At 42.8% G+C, this 21,346-nt stretch carries 17 protein-coding genes; 12 read left to right on the top strand and 5 right to left on the bottom strand.

What is annotated here, in order from left to right; translation table 11 throughout:
• Positions 1–312: IS5/IS1182 family transposase (locus tag HMPREF9140_RS08430; protein ID WP_006953288.1), on the top strand; the 312-nt coding region annotated here is incomplete at its 5' end.
• A 662-nt stretch (positions 313–974) separates the two neighbouring features.
• Here HMPREF9140_RS08430 and HMPREF9140_RS08425 read toward each other — a convergent pair.
• From HMPREF9140_RS08425 to HMPREF9140_RS08405, 5 genes are all read right to left on the bottom strand, one after another.
• A complete protein-coding gene (locus HMPREF9140_RS08425; protein WP_006953287.1) occupies positions 975–2,912 on the bottom strand; it encodes a DNA topoisomerase IV subunit B in 1,938 nt (645 codons plus the stop codon).
• A gap of 4 nt (positions 2,913–2,916) precedes the next feature.
• The gene (locus tag HMPREF9140_RS08420; RefSeq protein WP_006953285.1) at positions 2,917–4,077 is read right to left on the bottom strand and encodes a hypothetical protein; all 1,161 of its coding nucleotides are present in this window, start codon (positions 4,075–4,077) and stop codon (positions 2,917–2,919) included.
• Positions 4,078–4,274: 197 nt separating this feature from the next.
• On the bottom strand, positions 4,275–4,751 hold the full coding sequence (locus HMPREF9140_RS08415; protein WP_006953284.1) for a hypothetical protein: 477 nt from the start codon (positions 4,749–4,751) through the stop codon (positions 4,275–4,277).
• A gap of 103 nt (positions 4,752–4,854) precedes the next feature.
• Complete coding sequence (locus HMPREF9140_RS08410) at positions 4,855–5,619, bottom strand: ABC transporter ATP-binding protein (protein WP_006953281.1); 765 nt, start codon at positions 5,617–5,619, stop codon at positions 4,855–4,857.
• 2 nt (positions 5,620–5,621) lie between these two features.
• Positions 5,622–6,368 (bottom strand): MlaE family ABC transporter permease, encoded by a 747-nt coding sequence (locus tag HMPREF9140_RS08405; RefSeq protein WP_006953280.1) that lies wholly within the window; start codon positions 6,366–6,368, stop codon positions 5,622–5,624.
• 146 nt (positions 6,369–6,514) lie between these two features.
• Between HMPREF9140_RS08405 and lptB the strand changes: the two genes are divergently transcribed.
• The 11 genes from lptB to yidD all read left to right on the top strand — a co-directional run bounded on the left by lptB (position 6,515) and on the right by yidD (position 21,339).
• Positions 6,515–7,339: an LPS export ABC transporter ATP-binding protein gene (lptB, locus tag HMPREF9140_RS08400; protein WP_006953278.1), complete on the top strand. Its 825-nt coding sequence runs from the start codon at positions 6,515–6,517 to the stop codon at positions 7,337–7,339.
• 186 nt (positions 7,340–7,525) lie between these two features.
• Positions 7,526–10,870 (top strand): SusC/RagA family TonB-linked outer membrane protein, encoded by a 3,345-nt coding sequence (locus HMPREF9140_RS08395; protein ID WP_006953274.1) that lies wholly within the window; start codon positions 7,526–7,528, stop codon positions 10,868–10,870.
• 37 nt (positions 10,871–10,907) lie between these two features.
• The gene (locus HMPREF9140_RS08390; protein WP_006953272.1) at positions 10,908–12,677 is read left to right on the top strand and encodes a RagB/SusD family nutrient uptake outer membrane protein; all 1,770 of its coding nucleotides are present in this window, start codon (positions 10,908–10,910) and stop codon (positions 12,675–12,677) included.
• Between the two features lie 17 nt (positions 12,678–12,694).
• Entirely contained in the window at positions 12,695–13,918 is a 1,224-nt protein-coding gene (locus HMPREF9140_RS08385) for a substrate import-associated zinc metallohydrolase lipoprotein (RefSeq protein WP_006953270.1), read from the top strand.
• An 18-nt stretch (positions 13,919–13,936) separates the two neighbouring features.
• On the top strand, positions 13,937–15,322 hold the full coding sequence (locus HMPREF9140_RS08380; protein ID WP_006953269.1) for a DUF4302 domain-containing protein: 1,386 nt from the start codon (positions 13,937–13,939) through the stop codon (positions 15,320–15,322).
• 37 nt (positions 15,323–15,359) lie between these two features.
• A complete protein-coding gene (locus HMPREF9140_RS08375) occupies positions 15,360–17,072 on the top strand; it encodes a hypothetical protein (RefSeq protein WP_244858987.1) in 1,713 nt (570 codons plus the stop codon).
• Positions 17,073–17,703: 631 nt separating this feature from the next.
• A complete protein-coding gene (gene metK, locus HMPREF9140_RS08370; RefSeq protein ID WP_006953266.1) occupies positions 17,704–18,996 on the top strand; it encodes a methionine adenosyltransferase in 1,293 nt (430 codons plus the stop codon).
• Between the two features lie 8 nt (positions 18,997–19,004).
• Entirely contained in the window at positions 19,005–19,907 is a 903-nt protein-coding gene (locus HMPREF9140_RS08365; protein WP_006953265.1) for a DUF4271 domain-containing protein, read from the top strand.
• A gap of 6 nt (positions 19,908–19,913) precedes the next feature.
• Positions 19,914–20,660, top strand: a complete 747-nt coding sequence (locus HMPREF9140_RS08360) for a uroporphyrinogen-III synthase (RefSeq protein WP_006953264.1) — start codon at positions 19,914–19,916, stop codon at positions 20,658–20,660.
• Between the two features lie 25 nt (positions 20,661–20,685).
• Complete coding sequence (locus HMPREF9140_RS08355; RefSeq protein WP_006953263.1) at positions 20,686–21,081, top strand: ribonuclease P protein component; 396 nt, start codon at positions 20,686–20,688, stop codon at positions 21,079–21,081.
• Between the two features lie 6 nt (positions 21,082–21,087).
• A complete protein-coding gene (yidD, locus tag HMPREF9140_RS08350) occupies positions 21,088–21,339 on the top strand; it encodes a membrane protein insertion efficiency factor YidD (protein WP_006953262.1) in 252 nt (83 codons plus the stop codon).
• Positions 21,340–21,346 lie beyond the last annotated feature (7 nt).

The following is a 21,346-nucleotide window of genomic DNA, read 5'->3' as shown; positions in this document are numbered from 1 at the left end:
GTCTATGCCGATAAAGGATATGACTCGATGGAGAACAAAGAAACCCTCAAACGTATGAAACTCAAAAGTCGTATCATGCATAAGAGAACAAGAGGACATGAAATTACCAAAAGGCAGCAGCGTATCAACGTTGCGATAAGTAAGACACGCTACAAAGTAGAACGTACCTTTGGTTCTATGCATAGATGGTTTGGTGCAGGAATAGCAAGATATGTTGGACTTTCAAAAACACATGCGCAGCATATTATGGAATCCATTGCCTACAACTTATACCGAACACCTGGGATTATTGTGTCAAATTCTATCAGATAATATGAAAAAACACTGATAAAAGATTGTTATCTACTCAAAAATAACCTCCAACGGTATCTTTTGATCAAAAATATTTATTCTTCTAAGAGTGTATGGGTGAGAGTTGAGAGGATGGTAGGTTTTGCAGAGGTCTCGGTATGCTCGGCATGAGTGTTATCTAACGGAGAGGGGTTATTACGTGAGTTCGGTTTAAGAATCTGCTTAAGTCTCCGCGAGGGATCAATGGATAATAAACAACGGATGCCAATTCGAGCGTTAGCCCGCATGTAGGGACAGACCCCGTGTCTGTCCGCACCAGACATGAAGGAATGTGTTATGCGGTCGGTAGACCGAATTGATAGGGAGGCGGACAGACACGGGGTCTGTCCCTACATGCGGGCTAGCGCCCGAGTTGGAGTCTCTATTAAACTGAACTTGTGGACAAGGTTGCTAAATAAAATGGCCGGAACGTGTTGTTTCAGGGCTATTCTGGTTTTCTCTTGAAAACGCATACGTGTGCGCATAAATTTCTTCCCGTATCCCCGTGAATTTTCTCACGTGTCCCGATAAATTTCTTTACGTATAGAATTTTACGGGGATACGGGAAGAAATTTATGCGCACACGTATGCAATTTCCGGAGCACGCGGAAAACGTTCCTTCGCGGGCTGTATAAAGCTTTTAATTATTCGTTGTCTTCGGGGAGGTCTTCCTCGATAACTAGGTTGTCGATGATGAAGTTTTGGCGCTCCATAGTGTTTTTTCCCATATAGTATTCGAGGAGTTTTTGTACTTGGTCGGTTTTGTGGAGCGTTACTTGTTCGAGGCGCATTTCGGGGCCTATGAAATGTGTGAATTCTTCGGGACTGATTTCGCCTAAGCCTTTGAAGCGGGTTATCTCGGGGTCGGGGCCGAGGTTGAGGATTGCGTTTTGGCGTTCCTCTTCGGAGTAGCAATAAAGCGTGATAAAGTCGGTTTTCTTTTCGCCTTTAGCGAGATGGCTGTCGTACTCCTGAACGATGGCTTTGTTTTTGATTTTCGTTCGTCTGTTGCGCACGCGGAAGAGTGGGGTTTGGAGTACGTAGACGTGACCTTTTTTGATTAGCTCGGGGAAGAATTGGAGGAAGAAGGTGATGATGAGCAGGCGGATGTGCATTCCGTCTACGTCGGCATCGGTTGCGACGATGACTTTATTGTAGCGCAGTGTTTCGAGTCCTTCCTCGATGTCGAGTGCGGCTTGGAGGAGGTTGAATTCTTCGTTTTCGTAGACCACCTTTTTGGTTAGCCCGAACGAGTTGAGAGGTTTTCCGCGGAGCGAGAACACGGCCTGAGTATTAACGTCGCGACTTTTGGTGATGCTTCCGCTGGCCGAGTCGCCCTCGGTTATGAAGAGCGAGCTTTCCTCTTTTCTTTCGTTTTTCACATCGCAGAAGTGAATCCGGCAGTCGCGCAGTTTGCGGTTGTGCAGGTTGGATTTTTTTGCTCTTTCGCGTGCGAGTTTCGTTATGCCGGCCATTGCTTTGCGTTCGCGCTCGGTTTCTTTTATTTTGGTTTCGAGAATGTCTGTGAAGTCTTCTTTATGAATGTGTAGATAGTTGTCTACGTTGGTTTTGATGAAGTCGCCCACGTATTTGTTTATGCTTTCGCCGTTTGGTGACATCTGTGTGGAGCCGAGTTTGATTTTTGTCTGCGATTCAAAGACGGGCTCTTCAACGTTGAGGGCTATTGCGGCTACGATTCCGTTTCGGATGTCGCCGTATTCATATTTCCCGTAGAAATCTTTGATTGTTTTGGCAATGTGCTCCTTGAATGCTGTTTGGTGGGTTCCGCCCTGGGTTGTGTGCTGACCGTTGACGAAAGAGTGATATTCTTCGCCGTATTGGTTAGTGTGGGTGAAGGCGATTTCGATGTCGTCGCCTTTGAGATGCACGATAGGATAGAGTGGGTCGACGGTCATGTTGTCGGTGAGAAGGTCTTTGAGTCCTTGTCTGCTCACTATTCGCCGACCGTTGTACATAATGGTTAGACCCGTGTTGAGGTAGGTGTAGTTGCGGAGCATTGTTTCCACGATGTCGTCGTGGAAACGGTAGTTTTTGAAGAGCGCATTGTCGGGTTCGAAGAATATGTAGGTTCCATCTTCGTCGTTGGTTGCTTCGGTTCTGTCGTTCTGCAATATTCCTTTCTCGAAAGTCAGTGAGCGCATTTTTCCTTCGCGATAGCTTCTCACTTCAAAGTGCGAGCTAAGGGCATTGACTGCTTTCACGCCCACGCCATTGAGGCCGACGCTTTTCTTGAAAGCTTTAGAGTCGTATTTCCCGCCGGTATTGAGTACCGATACTGCCTCAACGAGTTTGCCTTGTGGAATACCGCGCCCGTAGTCGCGCACACTTACGCAGAGATTTTCGTCGATATCCACCTCGATTCGGTTGCCGGCGTTCATCTTGAATTCGTCTATCGAGTTGTCGATAACCTCTTTCAGTAGAACATATATTCCGTCTTCAGGCAGATTACCGTCGCCCAGGCGACCTATGTACATACCCGGCCGGGTGCGTACGTGTTCCATATCGGACAGGTGCCTGATGTTCTCGTCTGTATAGCTAACTGATGTTGCAGAATCGTTCATAATTTTATTTGTCTTCTTGGGCGATGTCCTTCCTGTAGCACCGACGGCGTTTATGGTTAATCGGGTTCAGTGGGCCCCACTGGCTTTGTACATTTTCATTGGTTTCCATTTCGACGTGAGTTTCGCCCCATTTGAAACCATATTTTATATAGCGTGGAATTAGGTCGGCAAACAGCAGAGCATTAGCTCCCTTGGCACGATATTCGGGCAGAACGCCAATGAGCAGTAAGTCTACGCTTTCGGTCTTGTGGAATTTGATTGCTCGCAGCACGTGCCACCATCCGAAAGGTAGCAACCGACCGCGCCGGCATTTCTGTAGAGCTCTGCTAAGCGACGGGATGGTTATGCCGAGTCCGATGGGTTCGTTATCACGGTTTCCATCCTCGATTACGGTTATCAAATTGAGGTCGGCCAATGGGAAATACATATGTACGTATTCCTCGATTTGCCTTTCGCTTAGTTCAGAATAGCCATAAAGGTCACGGAACGTTTCGTTTACCAGAGCGAAGAGCTTCTTGCCATATCCGCCTTTGAAGACGTCTTTCTTAGTGAGTTTTTTAACCCGCAGATTATATCTCTGCTGAACTACTTGGGCCACTTTGGCATATTTCTCTGGAACGGTGTCGGGCACTTTTAGATAGTATTCCACATAGTCGTTGTCCTTTTCCCATCCGCCGAGTTTTTCCATATGGCGCGGATAATACTCATAGTTATATGAAGTTGCCATTGTACCGAGCTCTTCGAATCCATGGGTGAGCATGCCCTCCGGGTCCATATCGGTGAAGCCCAGTGGACCAACGATGTTTAACATTCCTTTCTCGCGACCATAGTTCTCTACAGCCTTTAATAGAGCAGAAGAAACCTCGAGGTCGTCAATGAAGTCAATCCATCCGAAGCGCACGTCGTCGCGTCCCCACTTTTTGTTAGCCTTGTAGTTGATTATAGCCGCTACACGCCCCACTACTTTGTTGTCTCTGGTTGCGATGAAATATTCGGCCTCGCAGAACTCAAAAGCAGCATTCTTGTCTTTCGACAAAACTCGCATGTCGTCACTGAATAGATTTGGAACGTCATAAGGGTTGCCTTTATAGAGGTCGTAATGGAAATTAATGAAGGTAGCTAACTCCTTTTTGTTCTCTACTTTTTTGATTTGAACAGATGCCATCTTAGGTATTTTACTGTATTAAAACGCGCAAAAATACTAAATAAACTTGGATCAGGTGTAAGGAGCACCCCAACCCCGTTGACAGCGAGAGGGCAATAAGCTCTTCTGCAAACGGTGAGATACCACAATACTCTGTGATTTTTCTGTCTGATAATTTGTTGGGTTCTAAAAAATTGCCAACACATATCTGGTCTTACCTAATTTGATTTTACGCGGGCGTGGAAGTTTCTAGCATTACCGCCGGTGTTGGTCGTTTCTATGCCGTAGATTCCAGCATTACCGATGGTGTTGGTTGTCTCTATGCCGTAGATATCAGCATTACCGATGGTGTTGTTCATTTCTATGCCGTAGATTCCAGCATTACCACCGGTGTTGTTCGTCTCTATGCCGTAGATTCTAGCATTACCGCCGGTGTTGGTCGTTTCTATGCCGTAGATTCCAGCATGACCGATGGTGTTGTTCATTTCTACGCCGTAGATTCTAGCATGACCGATGGTGTTGGTCGTTTCTACGCTGTAGATTCTAGCATGACCGATGGTGTTGTTCATTTCTACGCTGTAGATACCATCATTACCGATGGTGTTGGTCATTTCTACACTGTAGATACCATAATTACCGATGGTGCTGGTCATTTCTACGCCGTAGATACCATCATTACCGCCGGTGTTGTTCATTTCTACACTGTAGATTCTACCACGACAATGATTCTGGTAATTTCTACATCGTAGATTCCATAACGACAATGATATCTAACCGATTGGAGTTTTAAAGTGTGGTTTATTTTTCCGCAATCTCGGCTTCTTTCACCTTTTTGAATAGTTCAGAGGCGAAGACCAGGTCGTTGAGTTTTTTGTTGCGCGAGGAGATTACAGTGTCTTTGTTGCCCTGCCATTCTTTGCGACCGTCGCTGATGAAGATGATGCTTTCGCCGATACCCATGACGGAGTTCATGTCGTGGGTATTGATGATGGTGGTTATGTCGAACTCCTTGGTGATGGTCGATAGGAGGTCGTCGATGACGAGTGAAGTTTTTGGATCGAGACCGGAGTTGGGCTCGTCGCAAAAGAGATATTTCGGGTTCATCACGATAGCACGAGCTATGGCAACACGTTTTTGCATTCCGCCTGATATTTCGCCAGGATATTTGTCTCCGGCGTCAGAGAGGTTTACGCGGTCGAGACATTCCTGGGCACGACGTTGACGGTCGCGCAGAATCATGTCGGAAAACATGTCGAGCGGAAACTGAACGTTCTCCAGTACGGTTAACGAGTCGAAGAGCGCAGCACCTTGGAATATCATTCCCATTTCTCGTCGCATGTGAATCTTCTCTCGTTTGTTCATGTTAACGAAGTTCCGATTGTCGTAGAGCACTTCGCCTTGTGTTGGTTCTAATAGACCAACGAGTGTTCGCATAAGTACGGTTTTGCCGGCTCCGCTCTGTCCGATGATTAGGTTTATCCGTCCGTCCTCGAACGTTGTGTTAATGTCGTGGAGAACTTCTTTATCGCCGAACGATTTATATAGATGTTTAACTTCAATCATGATTAGCTCAACATTTGAGTTAGAAATACATCACTGAAAAGGATTAACACGCTAGAGCAAACCACGGCATCGGTCGATGCTTTGCCAACTTCAACGGATCCGCCTTTAACTGTATAGCCGAAGAACGACGAGACACTCGAAATGATGAAGGCAAAGAAAAGCCCCTTCAGAATGCTCATCCACATGAACCATGAATTAAAACTGTGCTGAATGCCGGCTGTAAGGTCGACCGGCGTGATGATTTGTGCGAAATAGGCTGTTGAATAGGCTCCCAGAATGCCTGTGGCGGCTGAGAATATCACTAGGAATGGCATTATAGTTATCAAACCCAGCATCTTGGGCAGGATGAGATAGCTTGCCGAGTTAATACCCATGATTTCTAGAGCGTCGATTTGTTGGGTCACACGCATTGTGCCAAGTTCGGAGGCGATGTTCGAACCCACTTTCCCCGAAAGAATAAGACACATGATGCTTGACGAAAATTCGAGTAGCATAATCTCACGAGTTACATAGCCGGATACCCATTTGGGCATCCAAGGACTCTGCACGTTGAGCTTTATTTGAATGCAAATGACAGCGCCTATAAAAAAGGAGATGAGTAGAACTATACCTATTGAGTCGACGCCTAATTGCGACATCTCCTTAACGTAGCGCTTCATGAACATGCGCATACGTTCGGGTCGGCTGAAAGAACGTCCCATAAGGAGCAAATATCTGCCTAGGGTGTTCAGCCATTTAAGTAATTGCATATAAAGTTATTTGGGTTTTGACTTTTGCAAAAGTAACCAAATTCCGATAGAAACCTACAATGTACTCCGTAGCCTCCGTGCCGTGTCACACACTATTAAGTTGAATTTTGCTACTTTTGTCAGCACACCGAAATCACCGAAAAAGAATGACCGGAATAGAGAAAATCATTGTGCGTCCTGAAAACGAAAAAATAAGCGTACTCAGAACCGAAGGACTTGTTAAACGCTACGGAAAACGAACCGTGGCAAACGGAGTAAGCATAAATGTTAAGCAGGGCGAAATTGTTGGGCTTCTCGGACCGAACGGGGCCGGGAAAACCACGTCATTTTATATGGCAACGGGGCTGGTTGTACCGAACGGGGGGCATGTATACATCGACGACAACGAAATAACAAATTACCCCGTTTACAAACGTGCCCGCGCCGGAATTGGGTATCTGCCGCAGGAGGCTAGCGTGTTCCGTAAAATGAGCGTTGAGGATAATATCATGAGTGTACTCGAAACAACCAAGCTGTCGCATGCAGAACGGCTGGTAAAGATGGAAAGTTTGATAGCTGAGTTTCGTCTTGACAAAGTGCGGAAAAATCTGGGCGACCGACTTTCAGGAGGTGAGCGTCGTAGATGTGAAATAGCCCGCTGCCTAGCCATCGACCCAAAGTTCATCATGCTTGACGAACCATTTGCTGGAGTCGATCCAATAGCCGTCGAAGATATCCAGCATATTGTCTGGCGACTTAAGTTCCGTAACATCGGTATTCTCATAACCGACCACAACGTACACGAAACTCTCAATATAACCGACCGGGCCTATTTGCTTTTCGAAGGTCGTATTCTCTTCAAAGGAACTCCCGAACAACTCGCCGCAAACAAAATAGTGAAAGAGAAATATCTTGGTAACGACTTTGTACTTCAGAAAAAAGACTTCCAACTCCTTGACGAGCGACGCCGTGCCCAAGATAACGAGGCATAATACTTCCTACAATTACACCTATTATTATAAGAGCCTTTGAAAGGCCATATCTTTCAACCCCGAATCTGGTAAACCTACTTCAGATTTCTTTTTTTTAGCAAAAGGTTTGTGCTTTTTGGATTTTGTGTATCTTTGCAACTAGGTACCGAAAACAATTGAAAACAGTATTAATATTATGAGGCTTTTATGGGAAAGAAATTAACCCTGCTCTTCATCGGCTTGTTTCTAGCATTGGGAACAGCGTTGGCTCAAACTACAGTGAACGGAGTTGTTATTGGCAACGACAACGTACCTGTTATTGGGGCCTCCATACTTGTGCAAGGAACTAAAGTCGGTTCAGCAACAGACCTTGATGGTCGATTCAGTATTAATTCGCCAGTGAGCAATCCAACCTTGGTTGTTAGCTACGTTGGCATGAAAACACAAAAGGTAAAAGGTGGTCAGAATATGAAGATTATCCTTTACCCTGATGATGCGTCACAAACATTAGGTGAAGTAGTCGTTACCGGTATTCAGAAGATGGACAAACGTCTTTTCACTGGTGCTACTACGAAAGTAGATGCGGAAAAGGCCCGTTTGGATGGTGTTGCCGACATTACTCGTTCGCTTGAAGGTAAGGTTGCCGGAGTAAGCGTTGAGAATGTGAGTAGCACTTTCGGTACGGCTCCTAAAATCCGTGTTCGTGGTGCAACATCTATTTATGGTAGCTCAAGCCCATTGTGGGTTGTTGATGGTGTAATAATGGAAGATGCCGTTAATGTGAGTGCCGACGATCTCTCCTCAGGAGATGCTGCTACACTTATTTCTAATGCTATTGCCGGTTTGAATGCCGACGATATTGAGAGCTTTCAAGTGTTGAAAGATGGTTCGGCCACCTCTATATATGGTGCTCGTGCTATGGCCGGTGTGGTTGTTGTGACTACAAAAAAAGGTCGTTCTGGTCGTAGTGCCTTGAACTATACCGGTGAGTTCACCTATCGAATGAAACCCTCTTATAATCAGTATAATGTCTCGAATTCCCAAGAACAGATGGGTATCTATAAGGAGATGGCTGCGAAGGGATGGTTACAGTTGGAGTCTCTGGTTAACAGTTCTACGTCGGGTCTTTACGGCCAGATGTATAAGTTGATAAAGCAATACAACGAATCAAATGGACAATTTGGTCTTCCTTACACTACTTCTGCAATGAATAGATTCTTGCAGTCGGCAGAGTTCCGTAATACTGATTGGTTCGATCAGTTATTCACTACCAATATCATGCAGAATCACTCTATAAGTATTTCTACAGGTACAGATCATGCTAGCCTTTATGCTTCTCTTTCAGCTCTGAACGATCCGGGATGGTATAAGGATAGTAAAGTTGAACGTTACACAGCTAATGTTAATGCTTCGTTTAATCTGTCTAGGGCGATAACAATTAATCTGCGTGCAAATGCAAGTCATCGTGATCAGCAGGCTCCTGGTACATTGAATCAGGATGTCGATGTTGTTAGTGGAAAGGTTAGTCGTAACTTCGATATTAACCCATTCCAGTACTCGATGAATACTTCTCGTACACTAGATCCTTATGCAACTTACACTCGTTTCTACGCCCCGTTCAATGTTTTCAGTGAGTTGGATAACAACTTTATCAATGTTCTTACAAACGACTTTAAATTTACGGGCGAATTCAACTGGAAACCAAAATGGAAACCTCTTGATGGCTTTGAAATAAACCTGTTAGGTAGTTATCGTACATATACAGCTACACGTGAGCATATTATTATGAATAATTCTAATCAGGCTGAAGCTTATCGTGCTGGTGTAGATAATCCGAATATAAGAGGTAATAACTCTTTCTTATATACTGACCCCGATAAACCCAATAGTCTTCCTGTTTCTGTTATGCCAACTGGTGGTATAAACATTATGAACGAGAATACTTTGAAGCAGCTTGACTTCCGTGGAACAATGCAATATGCACGCAGATGGAATGACATGCACATTTTCAATGCTCTTATTGGTATGGATGCAAACCGTGCTGATTATGATGCACGTATGAATAGTGCTTATGCCGTTGACTATAATAATGGTCGGAAACAAACAATCTACGAACTATTCTATAAACAGGCTCGTGAGGAAGGGACCATACTACAAGAGTTCTCTAAGCAATGGACACGTCGTCTGGCTTACTATGCGAATTTGAATTATTCTTATAAGGGTCGTTATACCTTGAATCTAACAGGTCGTTATGATGGTAATAACAATCTCGGTAAATCTAGAAGTAGTCGCTGGCTCCCAACAGGAAATGTCAGTGTGAGTTGGAATGCTTCAGAAGAAGAATGGTTTAAAAAATGGTCGGATGCACACCATGCTCTTGTATCCTATGGAACCCTACGTTTGAGTTATTCTCTAACAGGTGACCAGATTGCTGCTTCAAATGCCCTGCCGGTATTCTCACCAGAAACGGTATGGCGGCCCCAGGGAGCTCAGCAGGAAACAGGTATAGCTTTGGCACAGAATGGTAACTCCGAGTTGACTTATGAAAAGAAGAAAGAGTTTAATATCGGTGTTGACCTCGGTTTCCTAGATAACCGAATAAACCTGGTTACAGACTGGTATTGGCGTGATAACTTCGATCTTATGGGATATGTGAATACACGTGGAGAGGATGGTGAAATACGTAAATTCGCCAATGTTGCTTCTATGAAATCCTATGGTGTTGAGGCAGCACTCACCACGCACAATATAATGACTAAGAACTGGGATTGGACTTCCGACTTCACTTTCTCTTATACACATACAGAGATTACCGATGTCCTTTCTCGCGCTTCAGTTATAAATCTCATATATAACTCAGGTTCTAATATTCGTAGAGGCTATCCTCACCGCTCTTTGTTCTCAATTCCTTTTGTGGGCTTGAATGACGAAGGTGTGCCACAAATAATAAATCAAAATGGTGAGGTTACAACTACAGACATCAACTTCCAGGAATTTGAGAAGTTGAACTTCCTGAAATATGAAGGGTCTACAGAACCTACTGTAACTGGCGGTTTGAATAACTCTGTACGTTGGAAGAACTGGAAACTCAATGTTTTTGTAACATATAGCTTTGGAAATAAGGTTCGTCTCGATCCGGTATTCTCAGCAGTTTATTCTGATATGGATGCTATGCCTAAGGAATTTAAGAACCGTTGGGTAATGCCTGGAGATGAAAAGCTCACAACTATTCCAGCTATAGCTTCTAGACGTCAATATTACAATGATAGAAACCTGAGATTTGCTTATAATTCTTATAACTATAGTTCGGCACGCGTCGCTGATGGTAGCTTCATAAGAATGAAAGATATTTCTTTGACTTATGACTTTTTACCTTCACTCATTAATAAGATAGGTCTTCGTAGCGCTTCTCTTAAGCTTGATGCTACCAACCTATTCCTTATCTATGCTGATAAAAAGCTTAATGGTCAAGACCCGGAATTCGTTAGTGCAGGTGGTGTGTCTTCACCGCTTTCCAAACAATTCACACTGACAGTTCGCTTGGGACTATAAGTTTTTATATGCTTTAATCTACACAAAACGATTCCATATGAAATCAATAAAATATATAGCCTTATTTCTTGGTATCACTGCAGTTGGTCTCACATCGTGCAGCGATAGCTTCTTGGATAAAAATCCGGATGAGCGTACTGAGATTGACTCCGAGGAGAAGATTATTAAATTGCTTATCACTTCTTATCCTTATTCTAACCCGTCTTGGGTAGGTGAGCTCTCGAGTGATAATCTTATTGACAATCAATCTCCTCACTTACCGACTAGTCCTAATGATAAACAGATTCTTTCTCACTATAACTATGCTTCGTATGCTCGTTGGGACGATCAGTTGTTCCGTTTCGAGCCTGCTACTCAAGCTACTTATGGTGAGAGCGATTCTCCTGGACAGCTTTGGGCTTCTTATTATCGTACCATAGCTTGTGCTAACTATGCGATAGAAGCAATAAATAAATTAGTGCCTAATTCACTTGAACGCGGCCCATCGATGAGAGCTGCTGAAGGAGAGGCTTTACTTCTGCGTGCCTATAGTCACTTTATGCTTGTTAATTTCTTTGCAAGTCCCTTTAAAGATGCAGAGACAAGTAAGAATGATAAAGGTATTCCTTATGTAACTCATACAAATAATGTTGTAATGTCGAATTACCCAAGAGGAAGTGTTGCTGATAATTACAATAGTATACAGAAAGACTTAGAGTTAGGACTGGAGAAGATTTCTGATATTAATTATAAGGTAGCTCCCAAATACCATTTTAATGTTAATGCTGCACATGCTTTTGCTGCTCGATTTTATCTCTTTACCCATCAGTATGAAAAAGTTATAGCTCATGCTGATGCTGTCTTGGGAGCAGACACTACAGTTCGGCTTCAGCGTATGATGATGGACTATTCTGTATTTGAGAAGACAGCGAATCTTTCTGATTATGCAACGGCTTGGCAAAATCCAGAATTGAATAATAATTTGTTGCTTATACCTACTTATTCTGCCCTTCCTAGACGAATATTCGGCTCTCGCTATTCTTGTGCAGGTCCTGCTGCTCGCGCTACTCTAATGGTACACCCTAGCCCCCTTTGGTCTGGCTATATTGCACCCAGTATTCCTATTATTAGTGGAATGCTTTTTAGTAGTGGTTCTAGCGATTATGGATTCTTTGGAGCTAAGATTCAGGAGAAATTCCAATACGTAAACAAGATAGCTGGTACGGGTTATGTTCATGTTATATACCGTGCGTTCACCTCTAATTCACTTTTGCTTGAACGTGCCGAGGCTAAGATTATGTTAGGTCGTTATGATGCTGCTGCTGCCGACTTGATGGCCTATTGGAACTATTCTTTGAAGAATTTCTCGCAGAAGGATAAAGATGCCCATCTTACAACAGGTAATACAAAATTCCTTACAAAGGATGTTCTTTTAAGTTACTGGAGTGATAAAAATCATGAAAACTGTTTTAAAGACTGGAGCTTTGCACAAGCAAGAGTTGGACTTAATATTCCTGCTGCAGCTGTTCCTTACATGAATTGTTTAAATGATTTCCGTCGTTATGAAAACGCTTTCGAGGGAATGCGATTCATTGATATTCGCCGTTGGGGGCTTCCTTTGAAGCATATTGTCGGGCTTTCGAGAGATACTATAACAGCAGATAATGCCAAGAGAATAATAGAGATTCCATGGGAAGTTCTTTCTGCAGGAACAGAATCTGCTCGTACGGGTATCACCGGAGGTAAACCAGCACAATTAGATTTCTCATCATCTAATTCTAAGGTCAATTCGAGTTCTATGAATTTGGAGAGGTTGAGAAATAAATAATTAAGGAGGATATACATATGAAACTTAATTTTAAGAAGTTTTTTCTAGGTGTTGTAATAATAACAGGTGTCGTTTTTTCTTCTTGTAGTAAAGACGATTCGTTTACACCTACGATATTCGATACAAGAGCATCTGTCGATAACTTAGATAAGAGCTCTGTAACATTCCCGCTCGACACCTTTCTTAGGAAGCAATTCCTGGAGCCTTATAATTTGCGTTTCATTTATAGGATGGAGGATGTTGGTTCCGATATGACAAAGAATCTAACTCCTGCTGCTTATGATAAAAGTGTAGATTTGGCTGTGCTCACAAAATATCTTTGGTATGATGTTTACGACACGATTGCTGATAAGAGCTTTATGAAGAAATACAGTCCTCGAGTAATTCAGGTTGCAGGTTCAAAGAATTACAATCCGTCTAAGGGAACCGAAGTGCTTGGAGATGCCAGTAGCGGTGTGAAAATTAATCTGTACAATGCAAACAATCTGGATGTTAGTAACATTTATGTTATGAACGAGTATTTCTTTAAGACTATGCATCATGAGTTTGCACATATCCTAGACCAAACTCATGAGCGTCCTCTAAGGTTCAATACCTTGTCCAATAGCTTATATGATGCATCTGGTTGGAATAATATTGCCGACTCTGTAACTGCAGGTCGTGGTTTTGTTAGTAGTTATGCCTCCAGTGCGGTTTATGAAGACTGGGCAGAGTCTATGGCGAACTATATAACTCGTGACTCTATTAGTTGGAATCAACTCTTACATTCTGCAGAATACGAATGGGAGCAGGTTGATTGTAAGGATGCACAAGCATATGCTCAATTGCTGAGGAATCCTAATGGCTATAATAAGGATACCATTGGATACTTTAAGAAAAATGAGAGTGGCGAGAATAAGGTTTATCGTCGCAGATGCGTACGCAATGCAGCAGGTCATGTTATTCTGGATGCAAACGGTAAGGTTCAATGGCTTCATACATCTGGTATTAATGGTCGTGAAGTTATCCTACAAAAGGTTGATCTTGTGAGAAACTATCTAATGCTACATTACAAGATAGACTTAGATAAACTTCGTCGTGAAGTTCAGTCAAGGCAGTTTGTAAAGAATCCTGATGGAACATTCAAACTTGACGCCTATGGTAACCTCGAGAATAGACTTATAAGTATCGATACTGACGGTAAGAAGATTATCGATAAGCTACGTCAGTGGGTTTATCAATACAAGGCTTTACAACAATAACATTTTAGAATCAGTATTATGAATAAGATATTTCAATTATCTCTTCTCTTAGGTGCGTCTGTTGCTTTTGCCGGATGTGCAGGTGAAGAAGATAATATATTCAGTCAGAGTGCTGCTGAGCGACTCAATGCAGCTAGCGAATTATACTCTTCTCGTTTGGAGGCTCAGCCTAATGGATGGGTTATGCAGCTCTATCCAACTACTGATAAAGAAGCTCCATTTGGAAATGGTTATCTAGTTCTGGTAGACTTCAATAAGGACCGTTCAGTCAAGGCTGCGATGAATAATATCCTTAGTGGAAATATGTTCATGGAAGATTCTTCCTCTTGGGAGGTGATAACCGATAATGGGCCTGTATTGACTTTCAACACCTATAATAAGGTTATTCACGCTTTCTCTAATCCGGAGGATGTTCCTTCAACCGGAACTCAAGATCATCCGAAGAATGAAACTGGGGTCGGGATAGGCGGCGACTATGAGTTCGTTATAGTACAGGCACCCGAAGATGCCAGCTATATGTTGCTTAAAGGAAAGAAGCGCGGAACCTATAACCTACTTACTCCAATGGAGCAAGGCGTTAAATACAGCGACTATATTAATGAGATGACATCTTTCCAGAAGCAGATGTTCCCTTCGAAGATTCCTACTTTTGATGTGATTCATTTCGGAGATAGCATTTATAAGATGGAAGGAGCCGACGACGGTATTCCGAACATCTATCCATATAACTTGGATGGAGTACTCAATGAAAGTTTCAATCCTTTTTTGGTAACGAAGAACGGTAGCGATTACTTCCTCCGTTTCCGCGACCCCAAGGTTTATGGAACTACATCGGTGCAAGAATTCCGTTATAATGCAGAGAAAGACCAATTCCAGATGGTTACAAAGAACGGTAAGGACTTTGTTGTAAACGAGAATTTTTATATCTCGGGTGACGACCCTCTTCGTTTCTTTAACGAAACTGCAACACTGGCAGAGAAACTGAAGAGTTGGAGAATGACTAATGCCAACGGGAAGTCTGAATCTTTCAAAACTGTTTATGACAATGTGGCTAAGGCCTTCCGTTCGAAGGGAATTACATTGAACATGCTCCAGTTCAAGAAAAAAGACAGAGAAAATTTTTATCAGATAGGCATTTCATTTAGAAATGGTTTGCAGACAGTTATTGTGTGGTACGACTACACCTATGCGAAGGATGATACCGGCATAACCCTGAATTTTTCTGCTCCGAGTAGCACACCGGCTCAAACATTGTTGACCAGAGTGCCCGAAGCAAGAACCCTTCTAGATATTTTCAGTCAGAAGTTTACTGTCACACGCGAAAAAACGGCTTTTGATTTGAATTCAATCAAGCTGGTTTCGGCAATGGACGCCAATCAGTGGTTCGTTCTAAGTTTAATGTAGTATTTATTTAATTATTACTAGTATGAAGAAAGTTTTATTGCTTACGGCTGCTACGATGATAGCAGTATCGAGTTTCGCTCAAAATTCTATTAAGAGTAATGCGGGATTCAAGAAAGTTGACCTCAGCATGGAAAAGGCAGAGGTTGCTATTGGGAGCCTAGAAGCTCCGGTTGTAAAGAAAAAAGCTCCGCGCAAGGGGCTTCCTGAAGGTCTTTACTACACACGTCCGGTAGGAACAATGTACACAGGTATAACTGCAGATGGTAAACAGCGTTATATAAGTGCTTTGATAGTTCCTCCTGGATTCGATATGAAATTCTACAACAAATCTACAAACAAGAAACAAACCAATTGGACTATAGGTAAGGATAGTAAGCCGGCTGATCCACAGTTTGTAGATGCAGATTTCAACTTCGTTTATGGTAATCTTGTAACCAATTATTCAGGAAGTGGTTATTATACTCCTGTTCTGCATAGAGGAACACAGTCCTATCAATTGGGTGAATCTAACAAGTATTTTGCCCAGTATGGCCCATCCTTATTAGCTGTAGATACAATAACCAATCTGTCTTTCTTCGACACTATGACGGCGAAAAACTACGGTTTGGGTGCAGTTTGGTATAATAAAGGCCAGAAAGATGGAATCAATTACATATACGGAACCGGTGAGACTGAATTCAAAGATGGAGTGAAATTGAAGAATGTCGGAGTTATTCAATATATACCCGCACCAGCAGCTCCTTTATATGTAGAAGATTATCATTTCCTAGTGCTATCTAAGGATAATCACCCGATTGCTGCAAATGCAAAATTGAAAATGGTTATTCTCAATGCTTCTGAAGATAGAGAAGGTAAATGGTCGCTCGGGACTGATACGATAGCCAAGCTTGAAGCTACGGCTGACGATGTAACTGAAGTAGCTCCGGTTGGGGAACAGGGAAAACTTAAGTTTGGAGTTGTGAATATCAATTTCCATAAGAAAGGAATAGACCCATTAAGCGGTTCCCTTGGTAATGTTCCTTTCGTAGTTGAAGGTCCTCATGCAATGGTTATAACTGGTTTCCAGGATCCAGGTATTAACGTCGGTTTCCGTGGAAGTGAGCAGTTGGTTGAAGATTCCGTGAACATACAGTCGCATGGTATTTGGAGGGCAGCGAATGGAGACTTCAGGGAAATTGATATTTATGGAGGATTGAGCTTGTTCTTTAGCGTCAAAGGTGGATTCGACTATATAGAATGTGCTGCTAACGTATCTATGGATGGAACAGAGCTTCACGATATGAATATTCTTCGTGTATCCAACGACGGTCAGACAATCTCTAATGAAGGTAAGACTGGTAAGCAGAACATTGGTGGAGCACCTGTATTCACAGCATTCCCATACCAAGATCAGAGTGGAAATTTCAACTATTTCGTTGCAGATAAGCCGGATTGGATTACTGATGTGGATGCTACAGAATTTGATGCAAAGAACAGTATCTCTATTGTTAAACCGATATGCAAAGCTCTACCTTCAGGTGTAGATAAGCGCGTTGGAGTGGTTTACCTCCAGGGTAAGACTGGCAAATCTAAGACTCCAATCATTGTTCTTCAAGGTAGCGCCACTATCGCCGATGGAATTGAAAACATCGAAGCCGATAAGGCTAAGGCCGTTAATAATGGCAAGATTTATAATCTCAGTGGCCAGCAGGTAGGTAAGAACTACAAGGGCGTTGTTATCAAGGATGGTAAGAAACTTATCAACAGATAATAGCTGAATAAAAATATAAGTCCATATTATTGTATTTAATAGGGCTGCAACCTTTAATTAGGTGGCAGCCCTATTTTTTCAGTGTGTTCGGTATGAGCATAGTCTAACAGTAAGACTCCAGTCGTTTGTTTTTCTGCGATGTTGTCGTATAGTTAAACTATCTGATTTCTTATTTGCAATATTATCGCAAGAGTTGGGCCGTTTGATTTTTTATAACGTAGGTTTGGCTTAAGAAGACATTCCATTCAACCGGTAGATTATATGTAGGAACGATCTCGTGTCTGTTTGTCTCCACCACACCAATTAGGCTACCAGCCGTATAAATATATTCAGGCTTATTGAGCTCATGTGTAAATTTATTCCGTCCTGACAGACGGACGGACAGATAGACACTGAGCCCGTTCCTAAATGCGGAATAGCCAGGTCGAATTAGCATTGATTTAGTTTATCAGTCTTTACATGCAGCTCTACTCGATTCTAATAGGCATGAGGATTACGGATTCTCACATCTTTGTTTCTTTGTTTGTCTTCTCATACGTCTGTAGTTCCTTCCGGGGCTAACAATCTTGTCTGCGAAACAAGTTTGCTGTACCTTTGCAAACAATAAATTAAAAAACAAGACTCAAAGCAAATGGCATATTTATTTTCTTCAGAATCGGTTTCCGAGGGACATCCCGATAAGGTTGCCGACCAAATCAGTGATGCGCTACTCGACCAATTTCTTGCTTACGACCAAGATGCACGTTGCGCCATCGAAACTTTCAACACAACAGGACAGGTGGTCATCATGGGCGAAATTCGTTCGAAAGAATATGTCGACCTACAGACCGTTGCGCGTAACACAATTAATAATATAGGATATACGAAGGCCGAATATCAGTTCGATGGTAATAGCTGCGGAGTTCTCTCGGCCATTCATGAGCAGAGCGACGATATTAACCGTGGAGTCGACAACGGCGATATAGATAATCAAGGCGCCGGTGACCAGGGTATGATGTTTGGTTATGCCTGCAACGAAACGAGCAACTATATGCCCGTGACACTTGATTTGGCACATCTCATCGTGCGGACACTGGCTGATATTCGGAAGGAAGGTAAGCTAATGACTTATTTGCGGCCCGACTCGAAGAGCCAAGTGACGGTCGAATACGACGACAACAATATTCCTCGACGGATAGACACGATTGTTGTTTCGACACAGCATGACGAGTTTATTAGTGTCGAGAGTGATTCATGCGAGAAGAAGGAAGCGGCTGAAAAGGCTATGCTCAACAAGATTCGGGAGGATGTGAAAACGATTCTTATGCCGCGGGTTAAGGCTCAGATAGAATCTGAAAAAGTTCTATCACTGTTCGGTGACGATATAAAATATTTCGTTAATCCAACGGGTAAATTCGTTATCGGTGGACCGCATGGAGATACTGGTCTTACGGGTCGGAAAATAATCGTAGATACTTACGGTGGTAAGGGTGCCCACGGTGGTGGAGCATTTTCGGGTAAGGATTCGAGTAAGGTCGACCGTTCGGCAGCCTACGCTTCGCGTTACATAGCTAAGAATATGGTTGCAGCAGGTGTGGCCGACGAGATGCTCGTTCAGCTTGCTTATGCAATAGGTGTGGCTGAGCCGGTAAGTATTTATGTGAATACCTATGGACGGTCGAAAGTTAAAATGTCCGACGGCGAAATAGCCGAGAAGATTAAGTCGATGTTCGACCTTCGTCCAAAGGCTATCGAGCGCAGGCTGAAACTGCGTCAACCGATGTACCTAGAAACAGCTGCTTACGGACATATGGGGCGCCGGAACGAATGGGTTGAAAAAATATTCACTAGTCGATACCACAATACGCAGAAAATACAGGTTGAACTCTTCACTTGGGAGAAACTCGACAAGGTGAATGAAATTAAGAAAGCCTTCGGATTGTAAACACACGTATGTCGAAAGCTTTCAATATTCTCTTGCAATCTAACAGTTACACAGCAACAGTTGTGACAGGGAACTCGGCGAAGAAAACATCTTCGCCGAGTTTGTTGCAACCGAAAACTATAAAACAATTCAAACTCACTGATATTAGTTTCCAGGAGGAAAGCTATTTCAAAGGCAATAATTTTTTTCGTCCTATGGAACCGGTTAATACCGGAGGTATCCTAGGCGATCCGAAACCCTACAGCGTCAGTAACGACAATACCTTGATAGGTTTACTCATCATTTGCTTTATTTTGGCGATGTTTGCCATTTCGATGTCGCGCAACTTTATTAACCGGCAGCTCAGAACGCTTTTCAAAATGCCTAAAGACAGGAAAAGCAACGTTGAAACCTATGGCGAGATGCGCTTCCAAGTTTTTCTGTTTGTCCAAGCAGCGTTGCTTCTGAGCATAATCTACAATCTCTATAATAACTCGGCTAATGGAGAGATTCATTCCTACGATCTACAAATGAAAAACGTAGGAATATATTTCGCGCTATTTGTAATCTATTTCCTCTTCAAACGAATGCTGTATTCAATAGTGAATTGGGTTTACTTCAACAAGAGTGATAATCAGCGTTGGCTACAATGGTGGTTTTTCATCACATCGATCGAAGGGCTGCTGCTTTTCCCTCTGGTTCTTCTGCTGATCTATTTCAATCTTTCAATGCAAGTTGCACTCATCTACACTCTGTCGGTGACGCTTTTAATTAAGCTGTTTACAATGCAAAAGCAGTATGCGGTGTTTTTCAAAAGCACCAATTTAGGTCTACAAATAATTTTGTACTTTTGCGCCCTTGAGATAATGCCACTCACAGCATTAGCAGGGATTTTGATATATGTAGAGAACTTTCTGAAAATAAACTTTTAGAATAAAATGATAAAAAAGATATTGGTGTCTCAGCCACAACCCTCCAATGACAAATCACCCTATTATGACATTGCAAAAGAATTCGGAGTGGAATTTATTTTTCGTCCGTTCTTCAAAGTTGAAGGACTCACAGCAAAGGAATTCCGCCAGCAAAAAATAAACTTGCTCGACTATACTGCAGTGGTGTTCACATCCAGACATGCCATCGACAACTACTTCAAATTGGCAAAGGAGATGCGAATAACCATTCCCGAAACAATGAAATATTTCTGCGTCATTGAAACCATTGCGCTCTACATCCAGAAATACGTTCAATATCGCAAACGCAAAGTGTTCTTTGGAACTTCCGGAAAGCTCGACAATCTCGTTCCCACAATGGTGAAACATAAGGACGAGAAGTATCTCGTTCCGCAAAGTTCAGTACATAATAAAGCTATAAACACTCTGCTGGGCGGACATAAACTAAAGCACAAGGAATGCGTTATGTATCGCACTGTTAGCAATGACCTTACCGAAGAAGAAAAGAAAGACTTCGACTACGATATGCTTGTATTCTTCAGTCCGACAGGCGTGCAGGCTCTGAAGAAAAATATACCCGACTTCGAGCAAGGTGAAACCAAAATAGCCGCTTTCGGTCCGGCAACAGCTAAGGAAGTAACTAAGCAAGGACTTAGGCTTGATCTTGAAGCACCTTCAGAGAAGTTTCCATCTATGACAAGTGCACTTAGCGACTATCTAAAGAAGAACAAATAAGGAATCTTCTCCCACTAAACATAGTATGCCCGCAAGCAATAAACTCTCCTTCCGAAAAGAAGAACGATTATGTAGCAGGAAACTAATCGATAAACTCTTCTGTGGGGGAGTAAGCCGTTCGATGACAGCATTTCCCTTGCGGGCAATTTATCTGTTAATCGAAGAGGGAACCGGAGGAGGTAAAGTACAAGTGCTAGTCAGCGTTCCGAAAAAGCAACTCAAACTAGCTGTGAAACGAAATCGAGTGAAAAGACAGGTGCGCGAGGCCTATAGGAGGAATAAACAAATCTTATTCGACAAACTAACTCCACAAAAACAACTTCTTATTGCTTTTATTTGGATAGACAACCAATTGCATGACTCAACAAATGTGCAATCAAAAGTCGTCAACCTGCTCAACAGAATAGCAGAACGCCTGTAAGTCCTAATGAAAACAGCATCAAAAATCATCGGAATCCTGTCGAAAATCCTAGTACAACTTCTCCTTCTCCCGATAAAATTCTATCAAGTTGCTATCTCACCCTACACTCCGCCCTCTTGCCGATTCGTGCCCACATGCTCTGAATATGCTCGACAAGCATTGCTTAAGCACGGTCCTGTAAAAGGTCTTATGCTCGCCATCTGGCGCATACTCAGGTGCAATCCATGGGGTGGAAGCGGCTACGACCCCGTTCCATAAACATTTC

It is taken from the genome of Prevotella micans F0438 (assembly GCF_000243035.1).
Classification (GTDB): Bacteria; Bacteroidota; Bacteroidia; order Bacteroidales; family Bacteroidaceae; genus Prevotella; species Prevotella micans.
This window is presented reverse-complemented; position numbering and strand designations above follow the sequence as displayed.

Bases quoted from the DNA above. Each gene is read 5' to 3' on its own strand.
- HMPREF9140_RS08420 (WP_006953285.1), bottom strand. From the start codon at position 4,077: ATGGCATCTGTTCAAATCAAAAAAGTAGAGAACAAAAAGGAGTTAGCT.
- HMPREF9140_RS08365 (WP_006953265.1), top strand. From the start codon at position 19,005: ATGTCGAAAGCTTTCAATATTCTCTTGCAATCTAACAGTTACACAGCA.
- yidD (WP_006953262.1), top strand. From the start codon at position 21,088: ATGAAAACAGCATCAAAAATCATCGGAATCCTGTCGAAAATCCTAGTA.
- HMPREF9140_RS08355 (WP_006953263.1), top strand. From the start codon at position 20,686: ATGCCCGCAAGCAATAAACTCTCCTTCCGAAAAGAAGAACGATTATGT.
- HMPREF9140_RS08405 (WP_006953280.1), bottom strand. From the start codon at position 6,368: ATGCAATTACTTAAATGGCTGAACACCCTAGGCAGATATTTGCTCCTT.
- HMPREF9140_RS08390 (WP_006953272.1), top strand. From the start codon at position 10,908: ATGAAATCAATAAAATATATAGCCTTATTTCTTGGTATCACTGCAGTT.
- HMPREF9140_RS08395 (WP_006953274.1), top strand. From the start codon at position 7,526: ATGGGAAAGAAATTAACCCTGCTCTTCATCGGCTTGTTTCTAGCATTG.
- HMPREF9140_RS08360 (WP_006953264.1), top strand. From the start codon at position 19,914: ATGATAAAAAAGATATTGGTGTCTCAGCCACAACCCTCCAATGACAAA.
- HMPREF9140_RS08380 (WP_006953269.1), top strand. From the start codon at position 13,937: ATGAATAAGATATTTCAATTATCTCTTCTCTTAGGTGCGTCTGTTGCT.
- HMPREF9140_RS08415 (WP_006953284.1), bottom strand. From the start codon at position 4,751: ATGAACAACACCGGCGGTAATGATGGTATCTACGGCGTAGAAATGACC.
- metK (WP_006953266.1), top strand. From the start codon at position 17,704: ATGGCATATTTATTTTCTTCAGAATCGGTTTCCGAGGGACATCCCGAT.
- HMPREF9140_RS08385 (WP_006953270.1), top strand. From the start codon at position 12,695: ATGAAACTTAATTTTAAGAAGTTTTTTCTAGGTGTTGTAATAATAACA.
- HMPREF9140_RS08410 (WP_006953281.1), bottom strand. From the start codon at position 5,619: ATGATTGAAGTTAAACATCTATATAAATCGTTCGGCGATAAAGAAGTT.
- lptB (WP_006953278.1), top strand. From the start codon at position 6,515: ATGACCGGAATAGAGAAAATCATTGTGCGTCCTGAAAACGAAAAAATA.
- HMPREF9140_RS08425 (WP_006953287.1), bottom strand. From the start codon at position 2,912: ATGAACGATTCTGCAACATCAGTTAGCTATACAGACGAGAACATCAGG.